Below are 15,847 nucleotides of genomic sequence, written 5' to 3' on the forward strand. Positions count from 1 at the left end.
GCGCGGACCGGCCCGAGGGAGGTCGGGCCGGGGGGTGTGGCGGACGATCCGGGAGGAGGACACCGCCACATCGACCCGTCGGAGCGCAAGGGAGGATGCGCCCGCCGGGATGGGAATTACTGCTTGCCGTAGGCCGCTTCCATCGCGATCCACGGGATGTTCGAACGCGCGATGGCGAGATCCGCCAGGTCGCGATCCGAGAGCGCCGAGAGCTCGTTGAGCGTCTGGCGGTAGACGCGCCACTGGCCCCATTGCACGCGGGCGAGACGCAGGCGGTCGGCGATACGATCGCGCAGCGTGGTGGAGGTGGCGGCCGTATTGCCGTAGGTGGTGACAGTCATGTCTGACCCTTTCTTTGAGGGGCATTCTGCCCCGCCGGTGACCGACCCCATTGCCGGGTGCATCCGTGTTTCCTTGAGAGGAAGATGGGCCGGATGCTGCACCCGCACAACGCCCCGATCCTTCAATGCTGCTATGCGGCATCTGCATGGGTGTCCTTGCGTCAGACCCCTTGTTTCGCCGCCGCGCCCTGTCGAAGCGCCCGGCATGCGCCATATCGCGATGCGATGAGCGCGCTCTCACATATCGGCTTCCGGGCCTATTTCGTGGCTGCCGTCCCGCTGGTGCAGGCGCTCTGGGCACAGCGCGTCACGCTGGGATGGCTCGCCTGGGACGTGTCGGGTTCGGCACCCTTCGTGGGGTTGATCGCGGCGCTGGGTCTGGCGCCGATGCTGATCTCGGGTCCGATCTTCGGCGTGCTCGTGGATCGCGCCGACATCCGCCGCGCGCTCTTCGCGACCAGCATCTCGATGGCGCTGCTGCTGGCGCTCGCGGCCCTTCTCGCCGGCGGGCCGGGGCTCGGGCGCTGGGGACTGGCCGGGCTGGCGCTCGCCATCGGGGTCGTCACCTCGGCGCATCACCCCGTCCGCATGTCGCTCGGCCCCCGGCTCGTGCCCCGCGCCGAGGTGCCGTCGGTCGTGGCGCTCTCGGCCCTCAACTTCAACCTCGCGCGGCTGCTGGCCCCCGTCCTGACCGGGATCGCCATCGCGGCGTTCGGCGCGGTCGCGACGCTCTGGGCCTCGGCGCTCCTCTACCTTCCGATGCTGGTGGCGATCCGCTGGATGGATCCGCGCCCGCTATCAGCCCGCACCACACAAACCAGCATCGGCGCAGGCATCGCCGAGGCCGCGCGATACCTCTGGACCACGCCCGTCGCCCGTCAGGCGGTGATCCTGACGGCGGCGATGGCGATCCTCGTGCGCGGGTATCTCGAGTTGCTGCCCGTCATGGCCGAGGGTGTCCACGCGCGCGGCGCCGAAGGATTGGGCTGGCTGACCGCGGCGGCCGGCGCGGGCGCGCTGGTCGCCGCGATGGCCAAGACCATGGGCGCGGGGCAGACCGAGACCGGCACCTCGCGCGCGACGCTCGCGATCCTCGTGGCGGGCATCGCGTCGCTCTCGGCGCTGGGCGCCTCGGTCTCGTGGCAGGGCGCGCTGGTCTGGACCGCGGTCGCGGGCTTCGCCTCGACCTTCTGCGGCGTCAGCTTCCAGGCCGCCGTGCAGCAGGCACTGCCCGACGACCTCCGGGGCCGGGTGATGTCGCTCTGGGTCGTGGTCGGGATCGGGGCGGTGGCGATCGGCTCGGGCCTTCTCGGCTGGCTCGCGGGGCCGTTCGACCTGCCGACGGTGCTGCGCTGGGCCGGGGCGGCCGGCGCCGGTCTGGCGGCGCTCCTGGTCTTGCCTTCCCTGCGCCGCGCCGCCACGTAAGGCCCGACACGGCGACAGGGGACGGGCCATGGCGATCACGCGCGACGACGTAAAGGCGGAACTGGCCCGCGTGGCGGTGCCCGACGGGCGCAACCTGGTCTCCGCCGACCTGGTCCGCGCGCTCACCGTGGCCGACGGCGCGGTCAGCTTCGTCATCGAGGCCCCGTCGGCCGAGATCGCCCGCCAGATGGAGCCGTTGCGCGCCGCTGCCGAGGGCCTCGTGGCCAAGATGCCCGGCGTCGCCCGCGTGCAGGCCGTGCTGACCGCCCCGACCGAAACCAAGGCGCCGCCGTCCTTGAAGGTCGGCGGCCACCCGAAGCCGCAGGACGGGCCGATGCGTGTGCCCGGCGTGGATCGCGTTGTCGCCATCGCGTCCGGCAAGGGCGGCGTGGGCAAGTCCACGCTCGCCGCCAACCTCGCCGTGGCGCTGGCACGGCAGGGACGGCGCGTCGGCCTGCTCGACGCCGATATCTACGGACCCTCCCAGCCCCGCATGATGGGCGCCAACCAGCGCCCCGCCTCACCCGACGGCAAGACCATCCACCCGCTTCAGGCCCACGGCGTCACGCTGATGTCGATCGGGCTGATGCTCGATGCCGACAAGGCCGTGGTCTGGCGCGGCCCGATGCTGATGGGTGCCTTGCAACAGATGCTGGGGCAGGTGGCCTGGACGCATCACACCGATGGCGCGAACCTTGACGTCCTGATCGTCGATCTGCCGCCGGGGACCGGCGACGTGCAGCTCACGCTCTCGACCAAGGCCGTCGTGACCGGCGCGGTCGTCGTCTCGACCCCGCAGGACGTGGCCCTTCTGGATGCGCGCAAGGCCCTCGACATGTTCGCCACGCTCAAGACTCCGGTGCTGGGGCTGGTCGAGAACATGAGCCTCTTTCACTGCCCGAATTGCGGCCACGAGGCGCATATCTTCGGCCACGGGGGCGTCGCGGCCGAGGCGGAGGCGCTGGGCCTGCCGCTGCTGGGATCGTTGCCCATCGACCTCGAGACCCGGCTCGCCGGGGACGAGGGCACGCCCGTCGCAGCGGGTGAGGGGCCGATGGCCGACGCCTTCGCCGCCCTCGCGCAGCGGCTGATCGAGATGGATGCCGGCTAGAGCCAGCCGCAAGAGCGGAATGGAATCTCATGCCACCACGTCCACCGATCCAGACGCCGTTCGATGACGCGCACAGGCCCACTCCGATTCGGAATCGTGCCCCGAACAGGTGATTTCGAAGCAAACCCCTGACTCCACGGAAAGATTCAGGGTTCGGCCTGAAATCCGGGCAGTGTGAGAACGCCGTGAACCGTTGGTCGGGGCTGACGTTGGGGCCGTTCCTGTGGGCAATTTGCCACTGTTCAAGCACGGGGACGGAACTCTCTCCCACTTTCTGAAAACACCACAAATTCCGTTAAATCTTTGCAGACATGCTACATATTGTGGTATATTCCGCTTATCCCCAAAGTTATCCCGTGGCTGTGGATAACTTTGGTGGCGCAAAGTGGCATAAAATGGGTTCCCAGGGCGGTCCGTCTCTGGCATCAAGATTTCACAGAGCAGAGGGTGGCTACGGAGCGAAGACTTCAGACCCCCAAATCGAGTTGAGGCAGGTTAAAACAGGCACCCCCCTTCGTCTCTGAACGACGAAAAGATCCAAAGCGCGCCGTGGCAGACATCCCCCCAGGTGACAGCGCGCCAAGGACGCCCGGCAACGGGACACCAAGGCGGACCGGGTATTGGCAGACACCCGGTCCGCCTTTTTACGTCCGGGGGACGAATTCAACCCTGGCGTGTGCTCCCCGCATACGCCGAAACGGACAAGATCGGTGACGCTCCGCTTTCGAGGCAACAGCACGCACAAGGTCGATGGCAAGGGCCGGGTATCCATCCCGGCGGATTTTCGCCGCGTCCTCGATGCCGCCGACCCCGATCGCGAGCCGGGCACGAACGCCCGCGTCCATGTTCTCTACGGCGATACGCGCAACCCCTGGTTGACCTGCTATTCGGTCGCGGCGCTGGCCGAGGAGGACGCCAAGATCGAGCGTTTGCCCGACGGTCACCCCGACCGCGAGGTCCTCGAGGATTACTTCTATACCTTCGTCGAAACGCTCAGCATCGACGATAGCGGGCGGCTCGTGCTGCCCCGCGCGCTGCGCGATCAGGTCGGCATCGGCGACGAGGCGGTCTTCGCCTCGAAGGGCCGCACCTTCCGCATCCTGTCGCCGCAGGTGCCCGAAGTGGCGGCCAACCCGCTGAAGACCCGGCTGGGCGAACTGCCGGAAGGTTTCTCGATTACGCGGCTGCTTCCGTCCGACACGCCGCCCGCCGCATCGTGACCGCACCGAGTGAGTCCGGGGCGCCACATGTCCCCGTTTTGCTGTCGGCGATCCTCGAAACCGTGGCCCCCGTCCGTGGCGTCTGGTTGGATGGCACCATGGGCGCCGGCGGATACACGCGGGGGCTGCTGGAAGCGGGGGCGGACCGGGTGATCGGTCTCGACCGCGATCCGACGGCCCACCAGATGGCGCGCGAATGGGCAGACGGACGGGTCGAGTTGGTGAAGACGGTTTTCTCGCGGATGGACGAGGTCGCGCGCGATCTCGATGGTGTGGTCCTCGATCTCGGGGTCAGCTCGATGCAGCTCGACCAGGCCGAGCGCGGCTTCAGTTTCATGCGGGACGGCCCGCTGGACATGCGGATGGGGGATGACGGGCCCAGTGCCGCCGATGTCGTCAACACGGCCCCCGAAGCGCTCCTCTCCGACATCCTGCACCGCTACGGCGAGGAGCGGGCCGCCCGCCGCATCGCCCGCTCCATCGTGCGGCGGCGCGACGAGGCCCCGTTCGAGACGACGCTTGACCTGGCCGAGACGGTCGCCGCCAACCTGCCGCGCCAGAAGCCCGGCCAGTCCCATCCCGCCACCCGCAGCTTCCAGGCGATCCGCATCGCAGTGAACGACGAGTTCGGCGAGCTGGCGCGCGGTCTGTCGGCCGCCGAGCGTGCGCTCGCGCCGGGCGGTTGGCTGGCCGTCGTCACGTTCCATTCGGTCGAGGACCGCGCCGTCAAACGCTTCCTTGCCGACCGCTCCGACGCGGGCGGCGGCGGATCGCGCCACGCGGCCCCCCAGCCGCCCCGGAACCCAGCCTTCGACGTGATCCACAAGGCCATCGCGCCCAGCCCCGAGGAGGTCGCGAACAACCCGCGCGCCCGCTCGGCCCGGCTGCGCGTCGCCCGCCGCACCGATGCGCCCGCGGGCGAGGTCGACCGCCGGACGCTGGGTCTACCCGACCCGGTCGAGGGGATCTGACGATGCGCGGTCTTCTCTACGCCTTGTCCATCGCCGCCGTCGTGGGTCTCGCCTTCTGGGCCTATCGCGAGGGCTACGACACCCGCGACACCGAGCGGCAGGTGGCCCAGCTCAAACGCGAGATCGGCGCCCGGCATCAGGAGCTGTCGATGCTGCGCGCCGAATGGGCCTACCTGAACCGCCCCGATCGCCTGACGGCGCTGACCGAGATGAATTTCGAGCGGCTCGGGCTGATGCCGCTGCAGGCCGACCATTTCGCGCTGGCCGAGCAGATCCCGTTCCCGCCCCCCGCGACGCCCGCCTTTCCAACCGTCTGGGCCGCCGATGAGGGTCTGGACGAGAAGCTGGGCGAGGTCATCATCATGAACCACCGCTTCGGCGCCGATGCGGCGCCTGCGTTGATCGCGCCGCCGACGCTGGCCGATGACGGGGAGCAGTTGCCGTGATCCGCCGCCGCCGTCGTCCCGCCGTCGCCACCGACCCGTTCCAGCCGGTCGTTCCCACGATTCCGCGCGCCCGGGTTGAGCCGGTCGCCGTGCCCCGCGAAGCGCCCGAACGCGTCCGATTGCGGGCCGAACGTCGCCTCAAGTTCACCGCCGCCTGCTTTCTGGTGGGCTTCGCCGCGATCGGGCTGAAGATGGGCGCGATCTCGGCCTCTGAGGCGCGCGAGCCGTCGATCGGCGCCCGCGCCGGGGCCTCCATCGTGTCCGAGCGGTCCGACATCACCGACCGCACGGGCCGCGTGCTGGCGACGAACGTCGTGGCCACCGCGCTCTATGCGCAGCCGCATCTGATGGTCGATCCGGTCGCCGCCGCCGAGGGCCTGTCTCGGGTGTTCCCGGACATGGACGCCTCGGTCTGGTCCCGCCGCTTCCAGAGCGGGTCCAAGTTCTTCTGGCTCAAGGGAAATATCTCGCCCGAGCAGCAGCAGGCCGTCCACGACCTGGGCGAGCCGGGGCTTCTCTTCGGCGAGCGCGAGATGCGCCTCTATCCCAACGGGCCGCTCGCCTCCCACGTGCTGGGCGGCGCCCGCTACGGCGAGCAGGACGTCCGCGCCGCCGAGATCAAGGGCATCGCAGGCGTCGAGGCCGTGTTCGACGACTACCTCCGCGATCCCGCCCAGCAGGGCGCGCCCCTGCGCCTGAGCATCGACCTGTCGGTGCAGACCGCGCTGGAGCAGGTCCTTTCGGGGGGCATGCGCCTGATGAACGCCAAGGGCGCGGCCGCGATCCTGATGGACGTGCATACGGGCGAGGTCGTCGCGCTCGCCAGTCTGCCCGATTTCGACCCGAACGACCGACCGCGCCCCGCGACCGAGGGCGATCCGGCCGACAGCCCGCTCTTCAACCGCGCGGTGCAGGGCGTCTACGAGCTGGGCTCGACCTTCAAGATATTCACCGCCGCCCAGAGCCTCGAACTGGGGCTGACCAACGCGGGCACGATGGTGAACACCCAAGGGCCGCTTCGCCAGGGGCGCCACCGCATCCGCGACTTCCACGATTACGGGCCGCGCCTCTCGGTGACGGACGTGATCGTGAAATCCTCGAATATCGGCACCGCACGCATGGCGCTCGATATCGGCGCCAAACGGCAGCAGGACTTCCTGCGCGCGCTCGGCTTCTTCGAGCCGACCGCGATCGAGCTGACCGAGGCGCCCGGCGCCCGCCCGCTCGTCCCGACGCGCTGGCCTGAGATCTCGACCATGACCATCAGCTACGGCCACGGCCTCTCGGCCTCGCCGCTTCATCTCGCGCAGGGCTACGCCTCGCTCCTGAACGGCGGCACGCGGGTCCGCCCGACGCTCTTGGCCCGGAGCGCCGTGCCCGATCCCGGCGCGCGGGTCGTCAGCACGCGCGTCTCGGCCGAAGCGCGGCACATGCTGCGACAGGTCGTGATGCGCGGTACCGCCTCCATGGGCGAGGTGCCCGGCTACCAGGTCGGCGGCAAGACCGGGACCGCCGACAAGCCCAAGCACACGGGCGGCTATTGGGATGACAAGGTCATCACCACCTTCGCCAGCGTCTTCCCGGCGCAGGATCCGAAATTCGTCCTCGTCGTCACGCTGGACGAGCCCGAGATCGACGCGGCGGGCGAGCGGCGCCGCACCGCGGGCTGGACGGCGGTGCCGGTGGCGTCCGAGATCACGGCGCGCGTCGGCCCGCTTCTGGGGATGCGGCCCGATTTCGACCCCGCACAGGATGCCTTCGGTGCATATCTGACACAGGCGGGTCTGCGCTGATGGACGGGGCGCGCCGGGCGGGATAATCCGGGCGCGCGATACGAGGCACGGGCGAGGGCGCCATGATCAGGACACTGGCGGAACTGGGGCTGACGGGACCATCGGACCTGCGCGTGTCGGGCCTGGCCGTCGACAACCGCCGCGTCCGCCCCGGCGACCTGTTCGCTGCCTTGCCCGGCGAGAAGACCCACGGCGCGCGCTTCGCCGCCGACGCGGTCGCGCGTGGTGCCGTCGCGATCCTGACCGACCCCGCGGGCGCCGCCGTCGCCGGGGATGTCGCCCCCGTCATCGTGGTCGAGGACCCGCGCGCGGCCCTCGCCTTCGCCGCCGCGCTGATCGCCGGACGCCAGCCCGAGACGGTCGTCGCCGTCACCGGCACCAACGGCAAGACCAGCGTCGCCAGCTTCACGCGCCAGATCTGGGACGCGCTGGGCATCCAGGCCGTCAATATCGGCACCACCGGGGTCGAGGGCGCCTTCCACGCCCCCGCCACCCACACCACGCCCGAGCCCATCACGCTGCACCGCCTGCTGGCCGAGATGGCCGAGTTCGGCGTCACCCATGCCGCGATGGAGGCGTCGTCCCACGGGCTCGACCAGCGCCGCCTCGAGGCCGTGCGCCTCGCCGCCGCGGGGTTCACCAACCTGACGCAGGACCATCTCGACTACCACGGCACGATGGAGGCCTATTTCGACGCCAAGGCCGGGCTCTTCGACCGCATCCTGCCCGGCGATGGCGTCGCGGTGATCGATCTCGACGACCCGCACGGCCCCGACCTCGCCGCCGCCTGCACCGCGCGCGGACAGGAGGTGATCGGCGTCGGCCGTCACGATGACGCGCGCATCCGACTGACCGGCCAGCGCTTCGACGCAACAGGGCAGGATGTCCTGTTCCAGTGGCAGGGCCACGCCCATACCGCCCGGCTCGACCTGATTGGCGGCTTCCAGGCGGCGAACGCGCTTCTGGCGGCGGGGCTGGCGATCGGCGCGGGCGAGGAGGCCGAGGCCGTCTTCCGCGCGCTGGCCAAGCTCGAGGGTGTGCGCGGCCGGATGGAGCTGGCCGCGACGCGCGACAACGGGGCCGCGGTCTTCGTCGACTACGCTCACACGCCCGACGCCATCGCCACCGCGCTGCAGGCGCTGCGCCCCCATGTGATGGGCCGCATCGTGGCCATCATCGGCGCGGGCGGCGACCGCGACACGGGCAAGCGGTCGCTGATGGGCGAGGCTGCGATGTCGCATGCCGACGCCGTGATCGTGACCGACGACAATCCCCGCTCCGAAGATCCGGCGGCCATCCGCGCCGCCGTGATGCAGGGCGCGCCCGGCGCGACCGAGATCGGTGACCGCGCCGAAGCGATCCTGCGCGGCGCGGGCGAGCTCGAACCCGGCGACGCGCTTCTGGTGATGGGCAAGGGGCACGAGACGGGCCAGACCGTCGGCGACATGGTGCTGCCCTTCGACGATGTCGAACAGGCCTCGATCTCCGTCGCCGCCCTCGAAGGCCGCGAGGCATGACGCTTTGGACCGCAGCCGATGCCGCGGCCGCCACGGGTGGCACCGCGACCAGCGACTGGGCCGCAACCGGCCTCAGCATCGACACGCGCACGCTCGCGCCCGGCGATCTCTTCGTGGCGCTGACGGCCGCGCGCGACGGGCATGAGTTCGTCGCCGACGCCCTCGCCGCCGGGGCGGCCGCGGCGCTCGTCTCGCGCGTGCCGGACGGGATCGACGCGGCGCGCTGTCTCGTGGTGCCGGAGGTGCAGACAGGTCTGGAAGCGCTGGGTCGCGCGGGGCGCGCGCGCACGTCCGCGCGGGTCATCGCCATCACCGGCAGCGTCGGCAAGACCTCGACCAAGGAGATGCTGCGCCATGCGCTCGCCCGCCAGGGCCGCGTCCATGCCGCCGTCAAATCCTTCAACAACCATTGGGGCGTGCCGCTGACGCTGGCCGGATGCCCCGCCGATGCCGATTTCGCGGTCATCGAGATCGGCATGAACCATCCCGGCGAGATCGCGCCCCTGGCGGCACTGGCCGCGCCCGATGTCGCCATGGTCACCAATGTCGCGCCTGTGCATCTCGAGGCCTTCGCCGACGGCGTGCCCGGCATCGCGCGCGAGAAGGCGGCGATCTTCGGCGGGCTGCGCCCCGGCGGGGCCGCGATCTGGAATGCCGATCTCGAGACCTCCGACATCCTCGCGCGGGCGGGCACCGTCTCGTTCGGGTGGGCGGGGGCGGCGGATTGGCGGCTGATCGACGCCAATCCCGGCCCCGACGGAACCGCCTGTCGCGCGATGACGCCTCTGGGCGAGGTGCTGTTCCGCGTCGGCGCGCCGGGTGCGCATTTCGCGCTGAACGCGCTGGCCGTTCTGGCCGCCATCCACGAGGCCGGGGGCGACGTGGCGCTCGCCGCGCTGTCGCTCGCCGACTGGACTCCGCCCGCGGGGCGCGGCCAGCGGCACGCGCTGGTCCTCCATCCCGACGAGCCGCAGGTCGACCTGATCGACGACGCCTACAACGCCAACCCGGCTTCGGTCGGCGCGGCGCTGGACCTTCTGGCCGCGACGCCGGTGCCGCCCCGCGCCCGCCGCATCGCGATCCTCGGCGACATGAAGGAGCTGGGGCCGACCGGACCCGACCGCCATGCCGCGCTGGCCGATCACGACGGGCTGGCCGCGCTCGACCGCATCCATACGGTCGGCCCGCTGATGCGGCATCTGCACGACGCGCTTCCGGGCGATGCGCGTGGTCGGCATGTCGATACGAGCGACGCGCTGCTGCGTGACCTGCGCGACATGGTGCGACCCGGCGACGCCGTGCTTGTGAAGGGCTCGCTTTCGATGAAGATGGCCAAGCTGGTCGCGGGTCTCCGCGCCCTGGGCGAGGCCGACGCCTCCACTCCGAAGGACTAGGACCGCACATGCTCTACTGGCTCACCCAGCTCTCGGATGGCGGCGACGTCTTCAACCTCTTTCGCTACATCACCGTTCGCGCGGGCGGCGCGTTCTTCGTCGCCCTCATCTTCGGCTTCATCTTCGGGCGACCGCTGATCGACCTCCTGCGTCGCCGGCAAGGCAAGGGTCAGCCGATCCGCGACGACGGCCCCGAGACGCATTTCGCCAAGGCGGGCACGCCGACCATGGGCGGGGTCCTGATCCTCGGCGCGGTGACGGTCGCCACGCTGATGTTCGGGCGGCTCGACAACCCCTATGTCTGGCTCGTGCTCTTCGTGACCATCGCCTTCGGCGCCATCGGCTTCGTCGACGACTACGCCAAGGTCTCGGCGGGCAACGCCAAGGGCGTGCCGGGCCGCGTGCGGCTGGCGCTGGGCTTCGTGATCGCGTTGGTCGCGGGACTGGTCGCGGTCTGGGTCCACCCACCTGAGCTAGAGAACCAGCTCGCCTTCCCGGTCTTCGCGGACGTCCTTCTGAACATGGGCTGGGTCTTCATCCCCTTCGCGATGATCGTGATCGTGGGCTCGGCCAACGCCGTGAACCTGACCGACGGGCTGGACGGGCTGGCGATCATGCCGGTGATGATCGCCGCGGGCACCCTTGGGGTCATCGCCTACGCCGTGGGGCGCACCGACTTCACCGAATATCTCGGCGTGCATTACGTGCCGGGCACGGGCGAGCTTCTGATCTTCTGCGCCGGGTTGATCGGCGGGGGGCTCGGGTTCCTGTGGTACAACGCGCCGCCCGCGGCGGTCTTCATGGGCGACACGGGCTCGCTGGCGCTGGGCGGCGCGCTGGGCACCATCGCCGTCGTCACCAAGCACGAGCTGGTCTGGGCCATCATCGGCGGCCTCTTCGTGGTCGAGGCGCTCTCGGTCATCATCCAGGTCCTCTATTTCAAATCGACCGGCAAACGCGTCTTCCTGATGGCGCCGATCCACCACCATTTCGAGAAGAAGGGCTGGGCCGAGCCGCAGGTCGTGATCCGCTTCTGGATCATCGCGCTGATCCTCGCGCTGATCGGGCTTGCCACGCTGAAGGTCCGCTGATGGGCCTCTGGGGCGAGGGCAGCGACAAGGCAGGGGGTACGCGGCCTGCGCGCAATCCCCTCGCGCTGTCGACCAAGGCCGCGCGCTACGGGGCGGTCGCTGTCCTCGCCGGGCTCGCGATCCTCGCGCTGCCGGTCGGGCGCGGCTATCTCGACGGGCGGGCCGTGGCACCCGACCATGCCGCGCGTGCGGATGCGCTGATCGCCGAAGGCCGGGGCGGCGACGCGCTGGGCGAGGGGCGACTCGACCGGCTGCTCGAAGTACAGGATCCCGGCTTTCACGAACATCGCGGCATCGACCTCGCCACGCCCGGGGCGGGGATCACGACGATGACCCAGAGCCTCGCCAAGCGCGTCGGGTTCGAGGAATTCCAGCCGGGTTGGGCCAAGCTGCGCCAGTCCGGTCTCGCCATGGGCTACGAGACCGGGATGACCAAGGCGCAGATCGCCGCGCTCTGGCTCGAGACGGTCGAGATGGGGCCGATCGAAGGCCAATGGCGCATCGGGTTCTTCGACGCGGCCGAGGTGCTGCACGACCGACCCGTCGCCGCCCTGACGAATGCGGAGTTCGCGGACCTGACCGCGCGGCTGATCGCCCCGGGGGCCTTGGGCCGGGACACGGAGGCGCGTGAAGAGCGGGTCGCGCGCATCCTGCGCCTCTGGGCGGGGGACTGCGCGCCCACCGGGCCGCGCGACGTCTGGCTCGAGGGCTGCGCGTGATCCCGGTGCGCGGCTTCGACGGTGCCACGGTCGCCGTCCTCGGGCTCGGGCGCACGGGGCTGACGGCGGCGCGGGCGCTGCGGGCGGGCGGCGCGCATGTGCTGGCTTGGGACGACGGCGCGGCGGGCCGGGACGCGGCCGAGGCCGAGGGATTCGAGCTGCGCGACCTGACCCGTGCGGGCGCATTCGAGGACGTGGCGACCCTCGTCACTTCTCCGGGCATCCCGCATCTCTACCCCGCACCCCATCCCGCCATCGCCGCCGCTTGGGACGCCGGCGTGGCGGTCGACAACGATATCGGCCTCTTCTTCCGCTCGCTGGGATGGGATGGCGAGGCGCCCCGCGTCGTCGCGATCACCGGCTCGAACGGCAAGTCCACGACCTCGGCGCTGCTGCATCACGTCCTGACGCAGGCGGGCCGCACCGCGCATCTGGCGGGCAATATCGGGCGTGGGGTGCTGGATCTCGATCCGCCGGGTCCGGAGGATGTGATCGTCCTCGAACTCTCCTCCTACCAGATCGAACTGGCGCGCGCGCTGACGCCCGATGTAGGCGTCTTCACGAACCTCTCGCCGGACCATCTGGACCGTCATGGCGGCTTCGGGGGCTATTTCGCGGCCAAGCGTCGGCTCTTTGCCGAAGGCGGGCCGGATCGTGCGGTGATCGGCGTCGACGAGAACGAGGGCCGTTTCCTTGCCATGCAGATGCAGGAGGCGCGGGGCGACGATCGGGTGATCCGCGTCTCGACCGGAAAGTTGGCCACGCCCGGCTGGCAGGTGACCGCGCGCAAGGGCTGGCTGGCCGAAACGCGCAAGGGGCGGCAGGTCGCGTCGGTCGATCTGCGCGACATTCCGGGGCTGCCGGGGCGGCACAATCACCAGAACGCCTGCTGCGCCTGGGCCGCGGCGCGCAGCCTTGGGCTGGGCCCGCGCGAGATCGAGGCGGGCCTGCGCTCCTATCCGGGGCTGCCGCATCGCAGCCAGGTCGTCGCGGAGCGCCGTGGCGTCACGTTCGTCAACGACTCGAAGGCGACGAACGTGGACGCCGCCGCCCAGGCGCTGGCCGCCTTCCCGCGCATCCGCTGGATCGTGGGCGGGCTGGTCAAGGAGGGCGGCTTCGACCGCCTGCATCCGCATTACGGCCACGTCGTCCGCGCCTATGTCATCGGGCGCGAGGCGGCGGGGATTGCGCTGGCGCTGGGGCCGGTCAAGACCGAGATCTGTGGTGACATGGAAACGGCGGTCGCACGCGCGGCGACGGATGCGGAGCCGGGCGAGACGGTGCTTCTGGCCCCCGCCGCGGCGAGCTTCGATCAATACGACAATTTCGAACGGCGGGGCGAGGATTTCGCGGCGCGGGTCGCGGCACTGGACGACGCGGGCTGAGGCGCGCAGGCTCGGGGCCGAAGGAGAGCCGCGCCATGACCTGCACCCATACCGATACCATCACCCGCCCGCGCCTGACCGAGGACGAGAAGGCCGGCGCGGTCTGCGCGGATTGCGTGAAGATCGGCGGCGACTGGCTGCATCTGCGGCACTGCCGGAGCTGCGGCGCGGTGCTCTGCTGCGACGACAGCCCCAACCGGCACGCCCGCGCCCATGCGGATGGCGAGGGCCATCCGATCATCACCTCGGCCGAGCCGCGCGAGATATGGTCCTACTGCTATGTCGACGACCAGATGTTGCCGCGCGGGACCTGAGGTCAGCTGACGACGGTCGCGCCCTCGGGCACCTCTTTCGGGAGCTGGCTGGCCGGGTAGACGAGCCCCGCCGAGATCACGAGCTTGGCGGCGTCCTCGACCGTCATGTCGAGCATGATGATGTCCGAGACCGGCAGGAACAGCAAAAACCCCGAGGTCGGGTTGGGCGTGGTCGGCAGGAAGACCGACATCATGGGTTCGGCCGCGCGGCCCGCGATCTCGCCCTTGGCGGTGGTCGAGACGAAGGCGATGGCCCAGGCGCCGCGCCGGGGATACTCGATCAGGCAAGCCTGTTCGAAGGAGGTCTGATCCTGCGCGAGGATCGTCTCGGCGATCTGCTTGAGCCCGCCATAGATCGAGCGGATCACCGGCGTCTTCTGCACCAGACCTTCGGCCCAGCGAATGATCGAGCGCCCGATGAAGCCCTTGGCCAGCCAGCCGACGAGGATGGTGAAGACGAAGAAGAACGCCACACCGATCCCGCGGATGTCGACGTCGAGGCCGAAGCGCTGCAGCAGCCAGATATCGGGGCGGTAGGCGGCGGGGACGAAGGGGAGGACCCAGCTGTCGAACCAGCCGATCACCGACCAGATCAGCCAGAAGGTCAGGCCCACGGGCGCGATCACGATCAGGCCGGTCAGGAAGCTGTTCCTGAGCCGGGTCAGCAGCCCCGCGCGGGGCGGCTTCACCTTGATGTCGTCGCCAAGCTGCATCGGATCTCGATCTCTTTCGGCTTCGACATATTCCCCGCATCCGGCGGGAACAAGGACAGGTTGAGCCGCCGCCGGGGCAGCCGCCCCGAGCCACGCCGCGTGCCGCGGGCTTGGGCGCGGTGCCCGGCGATGCGGCGACGCTCAGGTGGTCCAGGCCGCGTTCTGAAGAACGGTGCGCCAGCCTTCCGGGTCGGCATAGGTTCGGCCCCGCGCGTCCCAGTAGGGGTTCGCCGCCTGGACCGGCGCGAACCCGGCGCGCGCCATGCGGCCCGTCGCCGCCCGCCAGTCGTCGGGATCGGGCAGGTAGAGGACGAGCAGGCTCTCGGGGCCGGGCGGCGGCGGGGCGGGCGCGTCGCCGTGGCGGGTGAATTCCAAGTGCCAAGGCGCGTTCGGATGGCCGAGGATCAGCCCGTCGAACCCGTCGTGATCCATGAACCGCACGAGCACGTCGAACCCGAGACCCTCGACGTAGAATGGCAGGAGCGCGTCGAGATCGGTCGCCGCCCGCGCGACCCGAAGCGTCGGGGGCGCCATCAGTAGCTGTCGCCGGACACGTAGATCGCCGCCGCCTCGAGCGCGCGTTCGAGGGCGGCATCGGGCGCGGCCCCGCCCGCCTCGGCGGCGATATGGGCCGCCATGAACGTGTCGCCCGCACCGGTGACGCGGGTCACCATCACCTCGCGGGGCTGCCGCGTCAGCACGCCGCCCGGATGGGCGCAGGCGGCCATGCGCGGCCCGTCGGTTACCAGCGCCCGATGCAGGCCGCGGGCGCGCAGGGCCGCGGCGGCGGCGGGCGCGTCGGGCTGGGGCGCGTGAAGAAGGGTGCCGGCCTCTTCCAGGTTGACGTAGAGCGTCGCGGCGTCGTGGCCGAGGAACGGCATCAGCCGATCGGCCTTGCCCGGCGAGGCGGGCGCGATCCGCAGGTCGGCGGCGGCGAAGCGCGGGTCGGTGGCGATCCGCGACAGCAGGTCCTGCGTCAGGTTGCCGTCGAGCGCGATCGGTCCCTCGAAGCCCAAACCATCCAACGGCCGAAGGATCTTGTCGCCCGCCGCCTCGAGCGAATGGGCGTCGGCGATGGCGGCAATCAGGCCGTTGGCGCCCTCGACCGCCATGTAGACGTCGGTGGGCAGGTCGTCGGAGCGATAGAGCGTGTCGGTCACGAGGCCCAGCCGTCCGAGTGCGGCGACCAGCTCCTCGCCCTCGGGATCGCGGCCCACGCAGGAGAGGAGCGCGGGCGTCATCCCGTAGGCGCGCGCGGCCATCGCGATGTTCAGTGCGACGCCGCCGGGCAGGCGGGTGATGCGCCCGCCGACATCGGTGCCGCGCTCCATGTGGACGGGGGCGCGGCCGATGATGTCCCAGAGGACCGAGCCGATGCAGAGAAGGTCAGGCGTCATGGCGGGAGTG

16 protein-coding genes are annotated in these 15,847 nt (G+C 70.6%); 12 read left to right on the plus strand and 4 right to left on the minus strand.

Annotated features, from left to right (window positions below; genetic code table 11):
• Positions 1 to 116 precede the first annotated feature (116 nt).
• The gene (locus ACK8OR_RS00060) at positions 117 to 341 is read right to left on the minus strand and encodes a DUF1127 domain-containing protein (RefSeq protein ID WP_410187452.1); all 225 of its coding nucleotides are present in this window, start codon (positions 339 to 341) and stop codon (positions 117 to 119) included.
• Between the two features lie 225 nt (positions 342 to 566).
• Here ACK8OR_RS00060 and ACK8OR_RS00065 point away from each other — a divergent pair, with 225 nt between their 5' ends.
• From ACK8OR_RS00065 to ACK8OR_RS00120, 12 genes are all read left to right on the plus strand, one after another.
• Positions 567 to 1,766, plus strand: a complete 1,200-nt coding sequence (locus ACK8OR_RS00065) for an MFS transporter (protein WP_410187453.1) — start codon at positions 567 to 569, stop codon at positions 1,764 to 1,766.
• Between the two features lie 28 nt (positions 1,767 to 1,794).
• The gene (locus tag ACK8OR_RS00070; protein WP_410187454.1) at positions 1,795 to 2,877 is read left to right on the plus strand and encodes an Mrp/NBP35 family ATP-binding protein; all 1,083 of its coding nucleotides are present in this window, start codon (positions 1,795 to 1,797) and stop codon (positions 2,875 to 2,877) included.
• 710 nt (positions 2,878 to 3,587) lie between these two features.
• Positions 3,588 to 4,097 carry a division/cell wall cluster transcriptional repressor MraZ gene (locus tag ACK8OR_RS00075; RefSeq protein ID WP_298430736.1) on the plus strand — a complete coding sequence of 170 codons (510 nt, stop codon included), beginning with the start codon at positions 3,588 to 3,590 and terminating at the stop codon, positions 4,095 to 4,097.
• Positions 4,094 to 5,068 (plus strand): 16S rRNA (cytosine(1402)-N(4))-methyltransferase RsmH, encoded by a 975-nt coding sequence (gene rsmH / locus ACK8OR_RS00080; protein ID WP_410187455.1) that lies wholly within the window; start codon positions 4,094 to 4,096, stop codon positions 5,066 to 5,068. The genes ACK8OR_RS00075 and rsmH overlap by 4 nt, the downstream gene beginning before the upstream one ends.
• Positions 5,069 to 5,070: 2 nt before the next feature.
• The gene (gene ftsL, locus ACK8OR_RS00085; RefSeq protein ID WP_410187456.1) at positions 5,071 to 5,514 is read left to right on the plus strand and encodes a cell division protein FtsL; all 444 of its coding nucleotides are present in this window, start codon (positions 5,071 to 5,073) and stop codon (positions 5,512 to 5,514) included.
• A gap of 59 nt (positions 5,515 to 5,573) precedes the next feature.
• Positions 5,574 to 7,307, plus strand: a complete 1,734-nt coding sequence (locus ACK8OR_RS00090; protein WP_410189843.1) for a peptidoglycan D,D-transpeptidase FtsI family protein — start codon at positions 5,574 to 5,576, stop codon at positions 7,305 to 7,307.
• Positions 7,308 to 7,369: 62 nt separating this feature from the next.
• On the plus strand, positions 7,370 to 8,824 hold the full coding sequence (locus ACK8OR_RS00095; RefSeq protein WP_410187457.1) for a UDP-N-acetylmuramoyl-L-alanyl-D-glutamate--2,6-diaminopimelate ligase: 1,455 nt from the start codon (positions 7,370 to 7,372) through the stop codon (positions 8,822 to 8,824).
• Positions 8,821 to 10,218, plus strand: coding sequence for a UDP-N-acetylmuramoyl-tripeptide--D-alanyl-D-alanine ligase (locus tag ACK8OR_RS00100; protein ID WP_410187458.1), 1,398 nt, complete (start codon positions 8,821 to 8,823; stop codon positions 10,216 to 10,218). The genes ACK8OR_RS00095 and ACK8OR_RS00100 overlap by 4 nt, the downstream gene beginning before the upstream one ends.
• An 8-nt stretch (positions 10,219 to 10,226) precedes the next feature.
• Positions 10,227 to 11,309, plus strand: coding sequence for a phospho-N-acetylmuramoyl-pentapeptide-transferase (mraY, locus tag ACK8OR_RS00105; RefSeq protein WP_410187459.1), 1,083 nt, complete (start codon positions 10,227 to 10,229; stop codon positions 11,307 to 11,309).
• A complete protein-coding gene (locus tag ACK8OR_RS00110; RefSeq protein ID WP_410187460.1) occupies positions 11,309 to 12,028 on the plus strand; it encodes a transglycosylase domain-containing protein in 720 nt (239 codons plus the stop codon). Before mraY ends, ACK8OR_RS00110 begins: the two co-directional genes overlap by 1 nt.
• Positions 12,025 to 13,413 (plus strand): UDP-N-acetylmuramoyl-L-alanine--D-glutamate ligase, encoded by a 1,389-nt coding sequence (murD, locus tag ACK8OR_RS00115; RefSeq protein WP_410187461.1) that lies wholly within the window; start codon positions 12,025 to 12,027, stop codon positions 13,411 to 13,413. The genes ACK8OR_RS00110 and murD overlap by 4 nt, the downstream gene beginning before the upstream one ends.
• A 35-nt stretch (positions 13,414 to 13,448) precedes the next feature.
• Positions 13,449 to 13,727, plus strand: coding sequence for a UBP-type zinc finger domain-containing protein (locus ACK8OR_RS00120; protein WP_410187462.1), 279 nt, complete (start codon positions 13,449 to 13,451; stop codon positions 13,725 to 13,727).
• A gap of 2 nt (positions 13,728 to 13,729) precedes the next feature.
• On the opposite strand, the gene ACK8OR_RS00125 is transcribed toward ACK8OR_RS00120, so the two are convergent.
• From ACK8OR_RS00125 to ACK8OR_RS00135, 3 genes are all read right to left on the minus strand, one after another.
• Entirely contained in the window at positions 13,730 to 14,440 is a 711-nt protein-coding gene (locus ACK8OR_RS00125) for a DUF502 domain-containing protein (protein WP_410187463.1), read from the minus strand.
• Between the two features lie 141 nt (positions 14,441 to 14,581).
• Positions 14,582 to 14,974 carry a VOC family protein gene (locus ACK8OR_RS00130; RefSeq protein WP_410187464.1) on the minus strand — a complete coding sequence of 131 codons (393 nt, stop codon included), beginning with the start codon at positions 14,972 to 14,974 and terminating at the stop codon, positions 14,582 to 14,584.
• On the minus strand, positions 14,974 to 15,837 hold the full coding sequence (locus ACK8OR_RS00135; RefSeq protein ID WP_410187465.1) for a PfkB family carbohydrate kinase: 864 nt from the start codon (positions 15,835 to 15,837) through the stop codon (positions 14,974 to 14,976). The genes ACK8OR_RS00130 and ACK8OR_RS00135 overlap by 1 nt, the downstream gene beginning before the upstream one ends.
• Positions 15,838 to 15,847: the final 10 nt, after the last annotated feature.

This window comes from Jannaschia halovivens, assembly GCF_046452375.1.
GTDB classification, from domain to species: Bacteria; Pseudomonadota; Alphaproteobacteria; order Rhodobacterales; family Rhodobacteraceae; genus Jannaschia; species Jannaschia halovivens.